Origin of the sequence: Chroococcidiopsis sp. TS-821, from assembly GCF_002939305.1 — a bacterium.
Lineage (GTDB): Bacteria > Cyanobacteriota > Cyanobacteriia > Cyanobacteriales > Chroococcidiopsidaceae > Chroogloeocystis.
On sequence record NZ_MVDI01000001.1, the window covers coordinates 753,145 to 770,017 of the forward strand.

Here is a 16,873-nt window from a genome sequence, read left to right on the forward strand (position 1 = left end):
AAATAAACACATGCGTCTGAAGACACGTTATACCGAAGATAGAAAAAATTATTTCAGCGCCGCCGGGTTCAATACGCGCGATGATTGTCTCAACCCATCTCAACTTTTGAACCAAAGCTATGCACCGCTCATTTCTGCTCAATCTCCGATAATAACTATGGAAGAAACCTTAAAAATTCTAATAGTTGATGATGATGAAGTCGATCGGATGGCAGTGCGCCGCGCGCTAAGAGCTGCTGGAGTTCCAAATGAACTATTAGAAGTGAGTAATTGTGCAGAGGCGATCGCAACGCTACAAACCCAAGAATTTGATTGTGTCTTCCTTGATTACTTTTTGCCCGACGGCAACGGTCTAAACTTAGTACAGCAGTTACGCGCGTTAGACATTACTGTGCCATTAGTCGTGCTGACGGCACAAGGCGACGAACAAATCGCTGTACAACTGATTAAAGCAGGCGCACACGACTATCTTGCGAAAGCCAACATCTCACCAGAAAACTTAGCGCAAGTTTTGCGCCAAACAATTCGCGTTCACCGTGCTGAACAAGCAGCAGCGCTTGCCAACGAACGCCTAAGAGAAAGCGAGGAACGTTACCGCTTAGTCTTAGAAGGCGCGAACGATGGAATTTGGGATTGGCATTGTGCGACCGATGAAGTGTATTGTAACGATCGCCTCCTCGAAATTTTAGGCGTGTCGCGTTCAGAGTTCGACTGCACCACCACCGCATTTTTGCAACGAATACATCCAGAAGATTTACCGCGCGTCCGCGAAGTTATCCGCAACCACTTGACAAATAACGAAAAATGTGAAGCAGAATTTCGGTTTGTTCGCAGTTCTGGGGAATATCGTTACTGTTTAGCACGCGGTAAAGCGCAACGCGATGCCAATAATTGCCCAATTCGCATGTCAGGAGTCATTAGCGATATTACCGAACGCAAGCAACTTGAAAATGCCTTACGAGAAAGCGAATCGCGATTTCGCTATCTTGCCGAGTCGAACGTACTCGGTATCATCGTGGCAGATATGCAGGGCAAAATCCTTGACGCAAACGATGCTTTTTTACAAATGGTAGGTCACACCAAACAAGATGTGGTTGCGGGCAATTTGTTTTGGAACGCCATGACGCCACCAGAATACGCAGAAATTGATCGCCAAGGCGCAGCTGAAATGCGAGCTTCACGCATTCTTACGCCGTTCGAGAAAGAATTTATCCGCAAAGACGGTAGTCGAGTGCCAGTTTTGATTGGTGGAGCATTAATCGATAGCGTTAAGGAAATAGGCATTTGTTATGTACTAGATTTAAGCGATCGCAAGCGTTCTGAAGCTGAAATCGTTAAACTCAACCGCGACTTAGAACTACGCGTCAACGAATTACAAACCCTATTTGATGTTATTCCCATCGGGATCGCGATCGCGCAAGATCCAGAATGTCGTTATATTCGACTTAACCCAGCCCTTGCCAAACTCCTCAATCACCCTGTTCGCGCTAACGCTTCGAAAAGCGCGCCCCCTGAGGAACAACCCGCTTTCAAAATTTATGCTGGTGGTAGAGAACTCTCCGCCGCCGAGTTACCAATGCAGTATGCTGCTGCCCATGGCGTTGATGTTTTAGAACAAGAAATAGATGTTGTTAATGAAAACGGTCCTCCCATTAAGCTACTTTCATATGCTTCACCACTATTCGACGAACAAGGAAAATGTAGGGGTAGCATCGGTGCTTTTCTTGATATTACCGAGCGCAAACGAGTTGAAGAACAAGAACGCTTTTTAGCGGAAGCAAGCGCCTTACTCGGACTTTCTCTTGACTATCAAACAACGCTAGAAAATCTCGCTAACCTAGTTGTGCCGCAGCTAGCAGATTGGTGTACCATCTACTTAGTAGACGAAGACGGTACGCTCCGTCAAGCCGCACTCGCCCACGCTGACCCAGAAAAAGTGAAGTGGGCAAAAGAGATCGTCAAGCGCTACCCCCTCAATCCCAATGCATTAATTGGCACGCCGCAAGTTATTCGTAGTGGCAAATCGGAGTTATACTCAGAAATTCCTGATTTCATGTTGGCTGGAATGGCGCGCGATACAGAACATTTAGAAATCTTGCGCCAAGTCGGTCTCAAGTCACTCATGTGCGTACCAATGAAAGCTCGCGATCGCATTTTAGGAGCAATTACCTTCTTCGCAGCAGAGTCAGGACGTACCTATACCCAAGCAGATTTGGCGTTTGCTGAAGATATTGGACGCCGTGCTGGATTAGCTGTAGACAACGCCAAGTTATTTCAGCAAGCAAATGAAATTGGCGAAAATCTGCGCCAAGCACTGATTATTTTAGGCGAACAACAACAACAACTACGCGTATTGCAGCGAATTACGAATCTCCTTAACCAGCGCTTGACAAACTTACCAGGATTGCTGCAAGTTATGGTACGCGCCGTATATGACGGAGTTAGCGATGCGCAATTTGCGTTAATTTTGTTATACAATCCCGAAAGTTCGCAACTCGAATTAACCGCGACAGCAGGTGTCGGTCGCGAAAGGTTATTGTTGATGGAGTTGTTTGATAGCGAAGATGGATTTCTCAATCACGTTTTCCGAACAGGTGAAGCGCAACTATTTCAAGCAACAAGCCAAAGCGATCGCCAACACAAAACTTCTGGTACTGAACAACCCCAAGCAGTCGAATTACCCGCTGCGATTCATGCGGTTGCCATCGAATCAGCATCAGCTGGAAGATTAGGCGTTTTGGCCATTGGTAACTGGGAAAATCCCGACGCTTTTGATGCAGAAGACCAAAATTTACTCACGGCTGTCGGCGAACAAGCGGCGATCGCCATCAACAACGCCCGCATGATCGGTGTTTTAGAAGAACGCGAAGAACGCTTAGCCATTCAAAACCAAATCTTAGCACGGCAAAACCGCGAACTCGAACTCAATCGCCAGCGCATCGAGCAACAAAATTTGCAACTCATCGAAGCTGCACGACTCAAATCGCAATTTTTGGCAACGATGTCGCACGAATTACGCACGCCGATGAATGCCATTATCGGTTTTGCTCAAGTTTTACTGCGACAACGCACCGCCTCGTTGAGTAATACACAAGTCGAGATGGTCGAGCGGATCCTGAACAACGGTAAAAATTTACTTGCGTTGATCAACGATATTCTCGATTTATCCAAAATTGAAGCAGGACGCTTAGAACTCGTTCCAGAAGAATTTGACCTTGTGCAATTAATCTATTCTACTGTCGCTGAATTACAACCGCTCGCCGAACAAAAACAGTTAAAGTTGAACACTATCATTAATATCGATAACTCCCAAGTTGTGAATGACAGCGTTCGCTTGCGGCAAGTACTCGTAAACTTGCTATCAAATGCAATTAAATTTACAGAAACGGGTTCAGTCGAAATTAGCGTTTGCGAACCTACACCCAAGCAACTACTCCTCAGCGTAAAAGACACAGGAATCGGTATCGCTGAGGCTGATTTACCGTGCATCTTTGAGGAATTTCGGCAAATCGACCAAACAACAACGCGCAAGCATGGCGGTACAGGTTTGGGACTTGCCATTACAAAATCTTTAGTACAAATGATGCAAGGCACAATCTCTGTTGACAGCAAATTAGGTCAAGGCTCTACCTTTCGGATCAATATACCTCGACAAGTCACCTCGAAGGAGATAGGGTAAAGCAATTAAGGTTTTGATAATCTTAAGTTCATAAAGTCCTGTAACTGCGTGCAAATCAAATATCTTTTTAACTGCAAACCTTTTATTCTCTAAAAAATAAAAAATGTCTGGATGCGACATTATCGTCGTTGGAGCCTCGGCGGGAGGCGTTGAAGCGCTAGAGCAACTTATTCGTCATTTGCCTACAGACCTACCTGCTGCCATATTCGTTGTGCTGCATATACCAGCACAAGGTACAAGTGTACTACCAAGTATTCTCAACCGCTGTATTCAGAAACAACATAAAAAAAAATCTTTACTTAAAGCCGTTCATCCCCAAGATGGTGCAGAAATTCAGCAAAATCACATTTATGTTGCGCCACCTGATTATCACCTACTCGTTAAAAACGGTTACCTTCACCTAGCACGCGGTCCTAGAGAAAATAGCCATCGACCTGCTGTCGATCCGTTGTTTCGTACAGCTGCAAGAGTTTATGGAAAAAGGGTTGTAGGAGTTGTTTTGTCAGGTACTCTCGATGATGGCACAGCAGGTTTAGCCGCAATCAAGCAGCAAGGCGGAATCGCGATCGCCCAAGACCCCGAAGAAGCACTTTATTCCGGAATGCCGCGCAGTGCCATTGAAAATGTTGCGGTAGACCATATTTTACCTGTAGCCAAAATAGCCGCAATTTTGGTGGAATTGGCAAATCAACCGATCGCCACAGAAGTACAATCCGTGTCGCGCGACATGAACATAGAAGCTGACATGGCAGAATTGGAGTTAGGCGCAATGCAAAACCTCGATCGCCCAGGAAAACCATCAGCCTTTGGCTGTCCCGAATGCGGAGGCGTTCTTTGGGAACTCAATGAAGGAAATTTAACACGCTTTCGCTGTCGTACAGGACACGCTTACTCTAGCGATAGTTTACTCGCTGAACAATCTGAAGCCTTAGAAGAAGCACTGTGGAACGCGCTGCGAGCCTTAGAAGAAAAAGCAGCACTCTCGCAACGATTAGCTACACAAGCGCGCACTCGCAATCAACCTTATTCAGCAAAACGCTTCCAAACCCAAGGAGAAGACGCCCAAGCACAAGCAAAATTAGTTCGTAATCTACTTCTTAAAGGTGAAGACAACGGTCACCTGTCAACAGTCAATGGTCAAATAGCAAGTTCAATTGAAAATGCTACGCCAGTGACACAAGCGCAGAGTAACGAAAATCTGAAGGCTTCTACTACATTTCCCGTCGTCGCGATCGGTGCTTCCGCGGGTGGACTGAAAGCGCTTGGCGAAGTTTTATCCTCGTTATGTGCAGACTTTCCCGCAGCAATTACCGTGGTGCAACACTTGTACCCCTATCATTCTAGTCAAATAGCAAATATTCTCAACCACCGTACAGCTTTAACGGTGAAAGAAGCAGAACAAAACGAACAATTGCAACCTGGTAAAGTTTATATTGCGCCACCGAATAAGCACTTACTGGTGACGTCAACCGGTACGCTTTGCTTATCAGATGCTCAAATGGTACACTTTGTGCGTCCTTCAGTCGATCTACTGTTCGAATCAGTCGCCGCGAGTTTTCAAACGCAAGCGATCGCCGTTGTTTTAACAGGGATGGGAAGTGATGGTGCAATGGGGGTACGCGCAATTAAACAAATGGGTGGCAAAGCGATCGCGCAAGACCGTGCTAGTGCCGATTTTTTTGGAATGCCAAGCGCTGCAATTGAAACAGGGGAAGTTGATTTTGTTGTTCCACTACAAGAAATTGCGACTATCTTGATGCGTTTAGTGACAAAAGATAACTTGTAGCAAAAGAAGCAGAGCCAGTGCAGTGCAAAGCTTCCTCCCGCGCGTAAGAGCCACTAGCACCAGCAAGGAAGCAGAGGAAGAATATCTGTTTTCTACATCTATTCAAAACCCACCACTCAGTACTAATCACTCTCCTTTCGACCATTGCCATCTAAGATTCATAAATTAGCGCGCGAATGAACTCAGATTTTGAAGCATTGCTTAACTACATCAAGCATAGTCGTGGATTTGATTTTACAGGTTACAAACGACCAAGCTTAATGCGTCGTGTTGGTAAACGGATGCAAGCCCTTGAGGTAGACAACTATAGCAACTATATCGATTACCTAGAGGTGCATCCTCAAGAATTTGTGCATCTGTTTAACACGATTTTAATTAACGTTACCTCTTTTTTTCGCGACCCGATTGTCTGGGAATACATACAAACCGAGATTATGCCGCGCATAATCGCCCGCAAGGAACCCTCCGAACCGATTCGAGTTTGGAGTGCAGGCTGTGCTTCAGGACAAGAAGCATACACTTTGGCAATTGTGCTAGCAGAAGCACTCGGAATTGAACAGTTTCGCGCGCGTGTCAAAATTTATGCGACTGATATTGATGAAGAAGCGCTTAACTGCGCACGTCATGCTGCTTATAATGCTAGAGAAGTAGCAGAACTTTCGCCAGAACTCTTAGAACGGTATTTCGATTGCTACGAAAATGTTTATACCTTCCGCAAAGACTTGCGCCGTTCCGTGATTTTTGGTCGTCATGATTTAGTGCAAGATGCACCGATTTCGCGCATTGATTTATTAGTCTGTCGCAACACGCTGATGTATTTCAATGCCGAAGCGCAAACCAAAATTATCAGTCGCTTTCACTTTGCCTTAAACGATAGTGGATTTTTGGTATTAGGCAAAGCGGAGATGTTACTTAGCCATAGTAATAGTTTTACTCCAGTAGACCTCAAACGACGCATTTTTAGTAAGCTAGCAACCGCCAATAATCGCGATCGCTTTTTGTTAATGTCTTCAAATAACGATGTAGACACGAATAACTATCTAACGCGTTATAGCTCCCTCCGCGATGCTGCTTTTGATGCGACTCCACTCGCACAACTTATCTTCGACCTTAATGGTGTTTTGACTTTAGCTAATGAGCGATCGCGAAATTTATTCGGTTTGAGTTATCGAGATATTGGTCGTTTACTGCAAGACTTAGAAATATCGTACCGCCCGATTGATTTACGTTCGTGTATCGACCAAGCGTATCGCGATCGCCGTCCTCATCTTTACAAAGATGTTGAATGGACGACGGGTGGAGAACCCCAATATTTTGATATTCAGGTTGCCCCGCTTTTAGATGTCAATAGTATCGCGATCGGTGTGAGTATCACCTTCAATGATGTGACGCGTGCCAAATGCTTGCAAGACGAACTTGAGCATTCTAACCAAGAGTTAGAAATGGCTTACGAGGAATTGCAATCCACAAATGAAGAACTCGAAACAACGAACGAAGAACTGCAATCCTCTAACGAGGAATTAGAGACAACCAACGAGGAACTTCAATCGACAAACGAAGAGTTAGAAACCATGAACGAGGAACTACACTCTTCTAACGAAGAACTTCAAACAACGAACGAAGAGTTGCGCTTGCGTAGCGAAGAACTCAATGCCGCTAATGCGTTTTTAGCATCAATTTTAACAAGTCTTCGTTGTGGTGTTGTCGTTTTAGACCGCGACTTACTTATCCAAGCTTGGAGTGACAAAGCCGAAGATTTATGGGGTTTACGCGCTTCTGAAGTGCAAGGACAACACTTTCTTAACTTAGATATTGGTTTACCTGTAGAGCAGATTAGACAACCGATTCGCACCTGTCTAATGGCAGAATCTGATTACATAGCAATTACCGTAAACGCAGTCAATCGCCGAGGAAAACTCATTCAGTGTAAAGTTACGTGTACGCCATTGTTAAGTAGAACGCAAGAGATTCAAGGCGTCATTTTGTTAATGGAAGAACAAGCAAGCGAAGAGTTACAATAAGTCAAAATATTTAACTATTGACCTCATATAGCAAAATCCGAGCTTTTACTCGCTACGTTGGCTTAATCTTAATCAATTGTTAAGCAAACAACACATGCAGATCGATTTTCATACTTTCAGGGTATTTTCCGCTTATTTAAAATAGCTAGTATTTCAAGCACAGCATTAAAAAAAACTTAAGAAATAAAAGTTAAAAGTGAATACTGAACAGTTTTCTCACCAACTTAGGTTTATGTACGAGCGCGCTGCTAAACTGTATCAGCAAACAAGTTCATCTTTTTGCGAACCAGAACTCGCTGCTGACTCGCTAGAAGAATTGCGCATAGCGCTAGAAGAGTTGCGCGTCGCTGAAGAAGAGCTACTTGAGCAAAATGAAGCTTTGGCGAGTATGCGCGCTCAACTTGAAGCAGAAAGTAAGCGATATCAAGAATTATTTGAATTTGCTCCGGATGGCTACTTAGTTACTGATGAGCTAGGCACCATTAAAGAAGCCAATCGTGCTGCGGCGACAATGCTCAATGTTCCACAGCAGTTTTTGTTAGGCAAGCCAATCATCAATTTTATTCCTTACGAACAACGCAGCGCCTTCCGCAGCCGACTGCAACAACTCCGCAACACCGAACGACTTCAAGAATGGGAATTACGCTTATTTCCGCGTCACGGTACAGGCTTTGATGCGGCTTTTACTGTTGCGACAATCCGCAACAACGATGGTAATACCACAGGTTGGCGTTGGTTAATGCGAGATATTACTGCGCGCAAGCAAGCCGAAGCAAAACTACGCGAGATTGAATTACAAAACTTGCAACTGCGCGAAACCGCACGCATAAAATCGCACTTTCTCGCGGTAATGTCGCATGAACTGCGTAGCCCGATGAATGCGATCATTGGGTTTTCGCAACTGCTACTTCGCAATCCTAGCGATCGCCTGTCTCCTCAACAAGCAAGTATGGTAAAGCGCATTCTCAATAGTGGAAAACACTTGCTGCACCTAATTGACGAAATTTTGGATTTTTCTAGACTCGAAGCAGGTCGCTTAGAATTACAACTTGAAGAGTTCAACTTGGCAGAACTTATTCATGCGACTACAGAAGAAATGCACCCCTTAGTCGAGCAGAAGCAATTAACATTACAAGTGCAATTAGATTTACAAAATCCCATAATTCTCAACGATAAATATCGCTTGCGCCAAGTCTTAATTAATCTACTGTCAAACGCGATTAAATTTACAGACTCTGGTAGTATTCAAGTTTCTGTTGGCGAACCTGCTTGCGAACAAATTGCGATCGCGGTTCAAGATACAGGAATTGGAATTGCAGCAGACGACCTCAATGAAATTTTTACAGAGTTTCGTCAAGTCAATCAAACGCTCGTTCGTCAACACGGCGGTACGGGCTTAGGACTCGCAATCACCGATCGCTTAGTCGAAATGATGCGCGGGTCGATCGCTGTCACGAGTGAGCTAGGTCAAGGTTCGACTTTCTGTGTTGAAATTCCTCGGCGAGTTCCTTGTTAATTATCAAGCAGTCTTTGTGCAACTCGCAACTTTGCCGATCGCGCACGCGGGTTTGTTGCCAACTCATCTTCTTGAGGTGTAATCGGTTTCTTTGTGAGAACTTGCAATTGAGGCGCAGCGCGTAAGGCGTGTTTAACAATTCGGTCTTCTAGGCTATGAAAGCTAATAATCGCGATTCTGCCTTGTGGTAACAACCAGTGCGGGGCGCGGTGTAAGAAAGTTTCTAGCACCGTTAACTCATCATTGACAACAATCCGTAAAGCTTGAAAAACCCGCGTCGCCGGATGAATTCTACCGTAACGATATTGACGAGGTACGCACGATGCGATCGCTTCAGCTAGTTGTGTTGTTGTCTGAAACGGACGCTGTTCGACAATTCGACGGGCAATTCGGCGCGATAGTCGTTCTTCACCGTATTTAAAGAAGATATCTGCAAGTTGTGCCTCATCCCAATGATTAATAATTTCAGCCGCAGTGAGCGATCGCTGCTGATTCATCCGCATATCTAAAGGTGCTGCGTGACGAAAACTAAAACCGCGTTCCGGTGCATCGAAGTGGTGCGAACTCACGCCCAAATCGGCAATAATGCCATCAAATTGCGTTTGCGGTTGATATTCGGCGAAATTTCCGTGCCAAAATTGGACGCGCTCCTGATAAGGTGCAAGTGTTACTTGCGCAGCGGCGATCGCATCTGTGTCTTGGTCAATCGCTGTCACGCGCACATCTGGGGCTGCTGCTAAAATCAAGCGACTATGACCGCCACCACCCACCGTTGCATCAAGATAATGTCCACTAGGACGCACGACTAACTCAGCGAGTAACTCCCGACTTAAAACAGGTACGTGAACAAATGTAGGTTGGCTATCAATTCCACTTTGGGATGTGGTCATCGGTTAGTTATCGTTAAAAACCCTTTTTTTACTGTATTCAATTCCTCGCAATTATTGACAACTCATAACTGTAATTGCAGCGGTTGAAACCGCAGCTGCACAAACAAAGCTTGTCCTCACAGGTTTTTACAATATTGATTTATGCGTCAGTTGAGCCGCGAATTGATTTGCCAGGCGATCCTAGCTAACCACCAACATCTCACCTTGCAGCATTCGTGCAGCACCATCGAGTAGAACTTCTTCTAAATAGGGCTTAGTGAAATAACCACTTGCACCGAGTTGAATTGCCATTTGGCGATGTCTTTCGGCGCCTCGCGATGTCAGCATTGCAATGGGAATTTCGCTGAGGCTAGGCTCTTGCTGCAAGCGCGATAGCAGTTCCAAGCCGTCCATTCTGGGCATTTCGATATCGCAGAAGATGAGATCGCACGGTAAACCATCGCGTAGTTTGTCCCAAGCTTCTTGACCATCGCGTGCTTGTTCAACACGATAGCCAGCTTTGTTAAAGGTGAGTGAGAGTAACTCGCGGACTGTGATCGAGTCGTCAACAATCAACACCGTCGGCTCAGTCTTGACAGGTTCTGTCGCGATTGGCTTGCTAGGAGTCGCGCTTGTTGTCCACAGCAGTTCGTGATTTCTATGTTGAATGCGTCCGAGCGATAAATCAATTAATTCCAATACATCAGCAATTGGCATCACGTGACCATCGCCCAGAATCGTTGCACCAGCAATACCAATCGGTTTTGAGATTGGCGCTTCAAATTGCTTAATCACAATTTCTTGTTCGCCTAAAACTTGGTCTACTTGCAGTGCGGTAAAAGTTCCTGCCGAGCGTAATACAACAACCGAAACTAAATCTTCATCGCGGTTACTGCCATAAACGTTACCACGACCAAGAACGCGATTGTAATGTAACAATTCTTTTAAAGAATGTAATGGCAATACTAAGTCCCGCCACGCAACACTAAGTTGACCGTCTTCTGATTTCACCAACGAAGACGCTGGGATATCCAGCATATCTTCAACACCGTCCATTGGAAATGCAATGCGCGCTTTGTCGCTTAAACAGCACAATGCCTTACAAATACTTAAAGTTAGTGGAAGGCGAATTGTAAATGTTGTTCCTTGACCTAGTGTAGAATCGGTGTTGATAATGCCCCGAATTTCTTTAAGGCTGGTACGCACAACATCCATACCTACACCCCGACCGGCAAACTGATCGACTTGGTCTTTGGTACTAAAACCAGGATGAAACAGCAAGTCGTATACATCTGCGCGTGACATGGTGCGTGCTTGGGCAACTGTAATTAACCCTTTTTGAATTGCTTTGGTTAACACGCGGTCAGGATCGATACCTGCTCCGTCATCAGATACTGAAATTACCGTTTGGTTTCCTTGATGGAAAGCACGAATCGTAATTGTGCCTGTTGGCGATTTACCTTGCGCAATACGTTCTTCAGGAGTTTCAATACCGTGTGTAATCGAATTATTGACTAAATGCGTCATCGGGTCGTAAAGTTGCTCAAGAATCACCTTGTCGATTAAGGTGTCGCGACCTTCAATTTTGAGTTCAGCTTGTTTACCGTATTTGAGTGTAATATCTTTGACTGCACGCGGTAAGCGGTCGGCAATTTGGGAAAATGGAATCATGCGCGATCGCGTAATTCCTTCTTGCAGTTGAGTTGTCACTTGACGAAATTGCCGCGCGACTTGTTCAGTTTCATCTGTAACGAATTCAATATCAGACGCAGACTCGCGGACGCGGACAATCATTTCGATCATCTCTTGCGATAAGGTATGAAAGCCTGTGAACCGATCCATTTCTAACGCGTCAAAATCCATCCCAGTAGCATGACGTTCTGGAGTTTTATCCGCATCAATTGATTCGGAACGCGAGTGCGAACGACTACTCAGCAAAGAAGCTTCCAGCAGCGATCGCTCGTACAACTCCTGCATTCTGATTCCTAACTCGTTGAGTTGTTGCACGCGATGTAAGAGATTTTCGGTGAACTGACGCAGTCGCTGTTGGTCTTGTTCTAAACTATTGCGGTTAACAACGAGTTCTCCGACTAAGTTACCAATTCCATCTAATTGCTTAACCGAAACCCGCATTGTTTGCTCAAACGCTACTTTGCGGGCTACCGGAGGCGATGTTTTTGCTACTGGTTCGGATACAGGTTCTTCGCGCTTTTGAGTTTGCGCTTCGTCTTCGAGGAGAGTTTCTAGTTCGGCAAACTCGTTGTCTGGTGCTGGTGCGATCGCTTGTGTTTCTAACAGTGCATCGAGTTCGGCAAAATCTTCTGTCGTTTCTACTGCAGTGACATCAGTTGTCAGTAGTGCTTCTAATTCGTCAAACTCATCGATAACTTCTAAGTCTTGCTCAATCGGTTTTGATTCTGTAGCTAATACCTCTTCTACATTATCTTTATTATCTTTACTATGTGCGACGTCTTCCTCAGTTAGTAGCGATTCTAAATCTACAAAATCTACTTCTGAAAATGACTGAATAATTGTTTCTTTTTCGAGCTGTATGTCTGTAGAATGATTGACTTCTTGGTTTGTGCTATCAGAGCTAGTAACGTCTGCATCTACGCTAAATTCTAGTTCAGAGTTTGTTACTGACTCGCGCTTGTCTAGAGTCGATTTTTCTAAATTTGATTCACTGGCATTTTCAGTAAGCCTATTCAATTCACTGTTATTCTGTACTTCAGTTTGTGAAGTGCTATCTTCTTCAAACCAAAAATCTACTATATTAAAATGCTTTTGCTCAGAGTTAGTTTCCTTAGACTGCTGGTTGTCAAGTGATAATTGTTGAACTTCTCCTATTACATTATCTTGAGGTTCTTCTAACTGACTTGGCTCCTCAGTATCTTCTGAAATTGAAAACAAGCTATAAAAATCGAGGTCTGCATCACCTGAATCAAGTAGCGTTTCTTCAACTTGTGTAGAAAATAAACTATTAAACTTAAATTCGTCATGCGAGTCATCAGATAATTGAATTTCAAGTTCGCTATCTGAAATTAAGCCAAAGTCTAATTCTTGAAAATTAGGAGATGTTTCAATATTTGTTATATTTTTCGGCGTTTCTGATAATAACCAGTTATTCAAATTGCTTGTTTTTTCTGTTTCAAACAAACTGTTGAACTCGCGTTCAATATCTATATTTGTTTGTTTTGCATTCTCTGAGAGAGTTTCAATATCTTGTTCGGTAGATTCTTTGTCAAACTCTGAAGTGTGCTGTTCTGACTCTGGCAGCATAGTAGTTAGATTAAAGTTAATATTTTGAAAATTATCAATTTAATTGAAATAAATATATTTTTAATAGTAGATAGTGAGGAGATGTCTTTCCTCACTAATATCGAGCTACATTGATGATTCTCCTAGTATTAAAGATACCTGATGAGCTTTTGGCTCCTCAATGGTAGTTCTTTGGGTTCGTGAATGCTTCGTAGTTAAACGATTAAAAAGATGACTAATTATGTACATTTTTAGTCGAGAGGGCTTGTAGCTGTTGGGTTGTCGAAACTTCAGCGATTCGACCTGCTAAAACTAATTCTTGTGATTGTTTGAGGTCTTTAATAACAACAGGAGCAAGCGTACGATAGTTATTATCTTGATTGGCGATCGCTTCTGATGCAGTTTCGCAAACTTTAGACCAGCTAGGTAGTTGCAACTGATTACCTAATTGTGATAGTTGCTGACAGCATTCTTGTAGTTGTTGGCGGCTTTGTGGTGTTTCAGGTTGCTTGAATAGCTGTAGCATCTCGCGCAGCTTTTGCATAACTTGGTTTTGAAAAACTGGCAACAAGTCATTTCTAATTGACTCGTTGGTAGGTGAAGCATTAGAGTGGCGATCGCTTTCTTTAGCTTGCTGCACGAGCAGTTCTAAATGCTGATTTAGCTCAGCAAATACAGGCTCGGTTTTTGCCATTAAATTATCCACAACCTGCTCAGGAAGCGATAATGATGTTTCTAAATGCCTAATTAATTCTTGCAAAGTATCAAAAACTTGCAGAAGTAATGTTTCTAGTTTTCGGTCAACTTGAATTGTTGAGTTTTCTTTGAGAAGCTTAAAATAATCTTCTAAACGATGCGATGTCTGTTGAATACTATCAAATCCTAGCATCGCAGCACCACCTTTGACCGAATGCGCCGCGCGAAAAACGGCATTGATCATTTCTGCGTCTGCCAGTGTATCTTGGAGATTGACTAACCCTTGCTCGATTGTATTGAGGTGGTCGTTAGCTTCATCAATAAAGTAGCCTAAAATCCGTTGTTCTTGCTCTTGTACCATAAGAATTCTAATGAGTGAGTTAAACAAAAATAGACTAATAATGTTGCAATGTTGCTGGTTTAACTATGCTACGAACTACTCATCTTTAGTTCGATTCTGTTGTTTCTACGCGGAACCGTTCGACTGAGTTAAGTAAATCGCCTGCAACTTTCACAAGATTTTTCAAAGATCCAGAGACGCGTTGCGCTTCTTGCGAGTTAGCTTGAGCGGTTAATTCTACAGATTGCATTACCGAAGCCACAGCAACCGAAGTTTCGGTTTGCGCGACGGTTTCTGCGGTAATTGAACCGACAAGTGTATCAATACGATTAGAAACTTGCACAATGTCTTCCAGCGATCGCTTGGCTTGTTCCGCCAAGTGCGTTCCTTGAATAACTTGTTGCGTACCTTCTTCCATCGCCGTCATTACAGAACCTGTTTCGCTTTGAATTTGCTTAACAATTTGTTCAATTTCGCGCAGTGCTTTAGCAACGCGGTCTGCAAGTTGACGAACTTCATCGGCTACAATGGCAAAACCTCGTCCAGCTTCGCCCGCCCGTGCCGCTTCGATACTGGCATTCAGTGCTAACAAGTTCGTCCGCGAAGCGATTTGCGAAATTAAGGCAACGATTTTGGAAATTTCTTGTGATGATTCAGCAAGGCGCTTAACTTTACGTGTCGTTTCTGCAACCGTTTGGCGAATTTCCGAAATACCTGCAACCGTTCTTTCTACCGCTTCTCCTCCCTTCAAAGCAGTTGTTGAAGCCGAACGCGCTACCAACTCTGCCTCGCGGGCACTTTCTGCAACGCGTTGAATTCCTTCGGTCATCACCTGAACCGAATTGAGCGTTACTGCAAGTTCTTCAGCTTGGCGCAACGCTTCGGAAGACAAGCTTTGAGCAAATGTTTCGCTATCTGTAGCACTCTTGCTCACCTGCTTTGCCGCAATTTTCACTTGTTGCACAATTTCCCGCAAGCTTTGAATGGTCAAGTTGAACGAGTCAGCAACCGCACCCATCACGTCAGCACTGACTTCCGCACGCACTGTCAAATCTCCCCGCGCTGCACCTTCAACATCATCGAGTAAGCGCATAACTTGGCGTTGCAAATTTTCTTTTTCTGCTTCTTGTTGTCGCGCTTTGCGCTGTGCTTCACTCGTTGTCGCTTGAATGACATGTGCCATTTCATTGAATTTAGCTACGAGTTGACCTAATTCGTCTTGCGAAGCAGGTTGTGGAGTGAAATTTCCTTCTCGCAGTGCATCAAACTGTAGATAGAGATCTGCAGTTGCGCGTTTGATTTGTTTCGTTGTGATTTGACCGAGAAAACGTGTTGTTGTAAAACCTGCTATTCCCGCTGCTGCTGCCAGCATCCAACCAGTATTTCTGACGGCGGCTCTACTTGGTACAGGAGTGAGAAACGAGCTACCCAAGCTGAGAGCAGCAACTACAACCGCTGAGACAACGCCGACGCTACTGGCAGTTAACCATTGTTTTTTCTCTAAAGAAGCATTTTCAAAATGCTGACGCCACCCTTGAGCATGATTGCTAGATGCAGCTGAAGGATCGTCTGTTTGAGGGGAAACCGATTCATTCAGAGTTGGTGTAGCTGCGACTTCACTTGGCAAATCGCCTAGAATGACATTTTCATCATTATTATTATTTGGCGCTACGATCTCGGATACTGAAGGCTCAAATTCAGGAACAGTGCCCAAATCGTCAAAGGTCTCAAATTCAGTAATCGAAAATTCCTGTATGGATGTACGTGCTGCAGGATCTGCGGTTGTATGCTCGTCTTGCACAAATCCGTTGTTAACAGGAACTTTTGAGCCGAAGGTATCTTCAATTTTTGATTCTTCTGCCGAAGGAAGTTCAACTTCTTCGACTTGCAACTTTGTCGGAGACAAAAGCAATGTTTGATCTTCTACTTCAGCCGCGTGTTGTTGTGAGGCAGGATAACCGAAAGTGTCTTCAAGTTCAGACGTTTCTGTAGCTACCGGCTCAGAAACACTTTCATTTAAGTTTTCTGCGGCTGCGGTAGTTGCAAATAAGTCTGAATTACCTGGTAATTCATCATCTTGTAGTATTGTTTTACCAATTGACGATGGAACTTCGGGTTGAGCTATGGCGAAAGGATCGGCAAATGTATCGATTGACGTTGCATCCAGCGCGCGATCGTCGGGTGCAGAACTAAAAGCATCGGGAAACGGGGACTCAAATTCTGAAATCGATGGCGTGTTGTAATCAAAATGCTCGAAATCAAAGCTATGGGGATCAAATTCCTCAAATGCAGCGAGTTCGCGGTCTTCAGGTTGCTCGTGGGTGAGGGGTGTTTCAGCGTCGTTAGCAATATCCATTAATAAATAAGTGTCTTCAAACTCTTTCTCGGAAGAGTTTGTCGAGTTGACTGATTGTTGAGAACTTTCGTATTGACCAATCGACTCTAGTGCTTCGTTTGCACAATCTATCAAACTTATATCTTCTGCAAGCTCTATAACAGTGCGATACTCGGCTTGTGCTTGAGCGAATTGTTGATGTATGCAGTAAAGATGTCCCCGCAACAAGTGACTATTTGGATCTTCAGGAAACTCTTGGAGTAATCGTTCTACAATTGCTACTGCTGCTTCATAGTTTCCTTGGATGTAGGCTTTTTGTGCCTCTTGGTATTCCTGAGCGTGATTGATACTTAATGTCATTTACCGTCTCCGC

At 44.2% G+C, this 16,873-nt stretch carries 7 protein-coding genes and 1 pseudogene; 4 read left to right on the forward strand and 4 right to left on the reverse strand.

Annotation, left to right across the window (positions count from 1 at the left end; genetic code table 11):
* Positions 1 to 10: 10 nt before the first annotated feature.
* From B1A85_RS03615 to B1A85_RS03630, 4 genes are all read left to right on the forward strand, one after another.
* Positions 11 to 3,679, forward strand: a complete 3,669-nt coding sequence (locus tag B1A85_RS03615) for a PAS domain S-box protein (RefSeq protein WP_104545530.1) — start codon at positions 11 to 13, stop codon at positions 3,677 to 3,679.
* A 103-nt stretch (positions 3,680 to 3,782) separates the two neighbouring features.
* Positions 3,783 to 5,465, forward strand: coding sequence for a chemotaxis protein CheB (locus B1A85_RS03620; RefSeq protein ID WP_104545531.1), 1,683 nt, complete (start codon positions 3,783 to 3,785; stop codon positions 5,463 to 5,465).
* A gap of 176 nt (positions 5,466 to 5,641) precedes the next feature.
* Positions 5,642 to 7,486, forward strand: coding sequence for a CheR family methyltransferase (locus B1A85_RS03625; RefSeq protein WP_104545532.1), 1,845 nt, complete (start codon positions 5,642 to 5,644; stop codon positions 7,484 to 7,486).
* A gap of 232 nt (positions 7,487 to 7,718) precedes the next feature.
* Positions 7,719 to 9,002, forward strand: a complete 1,284-nt coding sequence (locus tag B1A85_RS03630) for a PAS domain-containing sensor histidine kinase (RefSeq protein WP_246841308.1) — start codon at positions 7,719 to 7,721, stop codon at positions 9,000 to 9,002.
* Here B1A85_RS03630 and rsmH read toward each other — a convergent pair.
* The 4 genes and pseudogenes from rsmH to B1A85_RS03650 all read right to left on the reverse strand — a co-directional run bounded on the left by rsmH (position 8,999) and on the right by B1A85_RS03650 (position 16,860).
* A complete protein-coding gene (gene rsmH, locus B1A85_RS03635; protein ID WP_104545534.1) occupies positions 8,999 to 9,892 on the reverse strand; it encodes a 16S rRNA (cytosine(1402)-N(4))-methyltransferase RsmH in 894 nt (297 codons plus the stop codon). The genes B1A85_RS03630 and rsmH overlap by 4 nt on opposite strands.
* A gap of 180 nt (positions 9,893 to 10,072) precedes the next feature.
* Positions 10,073 to 12,016: pseudogene (locus B1A85_RS25925) on the reverse strand (response regulator); the annotation flags it as partial.
* Positions 12,017 to 13,364: 1,348 nt separating this feature from the next.
* Positions 13,365 to 14,186: an Hpt domain-containing protein gene (locus B1A85_RS03645; protein ID WP_104545536.1), complete on the reverse strand. Its 822-nt coding sequence runs from the start codon at positions 14,184 to 14,186 to the stop codon at positions 13,365 to 13,367.
* Positions 14,187 to 14,271: 85 nt separating this feature from the next.
* Positions 14,272 to 16,860 carry a methyl-accepting chemotaxis protein gene (locus B1A85_RS03650; RefSeq protein ID WP_104545537.1) on the reverse strand — a complete coding sequence of 863 codons (2,589 nt, stop codon included), beginning with the start codon at positions 16,858 to 16,860 and terminating at the stop codon, positions 14,272 to 14,274.
* Between the last annotated feature and the right edge of the window lie 13 nt (positions 16,861 to 16,873).

Excerpts from the sequence above, each read along its gene's own strand:
- B1A85_RS03625 (WP_104545532.1), top strand. The coding sequence starts at position 5,642 with ATGAACTCAGATTTTGAAGCATTGCTTAACTACATCAAGCATAGTCGT.
- B1A85_RS03650 (WP_104545537.1), bottom strand. The coding sequence starts at position 16,860 with ATGACATTAAGTATCAATCACGCTCAGGAATACCAAGAGGCACAAAAA.
- B1A85_RS03645 (WP_104545536.1), bottom strand. The coding sequence starts at position 14,186 with ATGGTACAAGAGCAAGAACAACGGATTTTAGGCTACTTTATTGATGAA.
- rsmH (WP_104545534.1), bottom strand. The coding sequence starts at position 9,892 with ATGACCACATCCCAAAGTGGAATTGATAGCCAACCTACATTTGTTCAC.
- B1A85_RS03615 (WP_104545530.1), top strand. The coding sequence starts at position 11 with ATGCGTCTGAAGACACGTTATACCGAAGATAGAAAAAATTATTTCAGC.
- B1A85_RS03620 (WP_104545531.1), top strand. The coding sequence starts at position 3,783 with ATGTCTGGATGCGACATTATCGTCGTTGGAGCCTCGGCGGGAGGCGTT.
- B1A85_RS03630 (WP_246841308.1), top strand. The coding sequence starts at position 7,719 with ATGTACGAGCGCGCTGCTAAACTGTATCAGCAAACAAGTTCATCTTTT.